This is a genomic window from Oceaniovalibus guishaninsula JLT2003, assembly GCF_000299575.1.
In the GTDB taxonomy this organism is placed as follows: Bacteria; Pseudomonadota; Alphaproteobacteria; order Rhodobacterales; family Rhodobacteraceae; genus Palleronia; species Palleronia guishaninsula.
The window spans coordinates 1-950 of the sequence record NZ_AMGO01000066.1 but is presented as its reverse complement, the minus strand read 5'-3'; the positions used below and the strand labels follow the sequence as shown (position 1 = coordinate 950).

Genomic DNA, 950 nt, shown 5'->3' with positions numbered 1-950 from the left:
GACGCGCGGCACTATGCGCATGTCGACTGCCCCGGCCACGCGGATTACGTCAAGAACATGATCACCGGGGCGGCGCAGATGGACGGCGCGATTCTGGTGGTGAACGCCGCCGACGGCCCGATGCCGCAGACGCGCGAGCACATCCTTCTGGGCCGCCAGGTCGGCATCCCGACGATGGTCGTCTACATGAACAAGGTCGACCAGGTCGATGACGAGGAGCTGCTGGAACTCGTCGAGATGGAGATCCGCGAGCTTCTGTCCAAATACGACTATCCGGGCGACGACATCCCGGTGGTGAAGGGCTCGGCGCTGGCGGCGCTGGAAGGCCGCGACCCCGAGATCGGCGAGAATTCGGTGCGCGCGCTTCTGGCGGCGGTGGACGAGTGGATCCCGACGCCCGAGCGGGCGGTGGACCAGCCGTTCCTGATGCCGGTCGAGGACGTGTTCTCGATTTCTGGCCGCGGCACGGTGGTGACGGGGCGCGTAGAGCGCGGCGTGATCAATGTGGGCGACGAGATCGAGATCGTGGGCATCCGCGACACCCGCAAGACGACCTGCACGGGCGTCGAGATGTTCCGCAAGCTGCTGGACCGGGGCGAGGCAGGCGACAATATCGGCGCGCTGCTGCGCGGCGTCGACCGCGAGGGCGTGCAGCGCGGCCAGGTGCTGTGCAAGCCGGGCTCGGTCAAGCCGCATACCAGGTTCGAGGCCGAGGCCTATATCCTGACCAAGGAGGAGGGCGGCCGCCACACGCCGTTCTTCGCCAACTATCGTCCGCAATTCTACTTCCGCACCACGGACGTGACCGGGACGGTGCAGCTGGCCGAGGGCACCGAGATGGTGATGCCGGGCGACAACGTGTCGTTCGGGGTCGAGCTGATCGCGCCGATCGCCATGGAGGAGAAGCTGCGCTTCGCCATCCGCGAAGGCGGCCGCACCGTCGGCGCCGG

General features: G+C 67.6%; 1 protein-coding gene. It reads left to right on the top strand.

What is annotated here, in order from left to right:
* Positions 1-950 (top strand): elongation factor Tu (tuf, locus tag OCGS_RS13160; protein ID WP_040611058.1); only part of this gene is annotated, 950 nt, incomplete at both ends.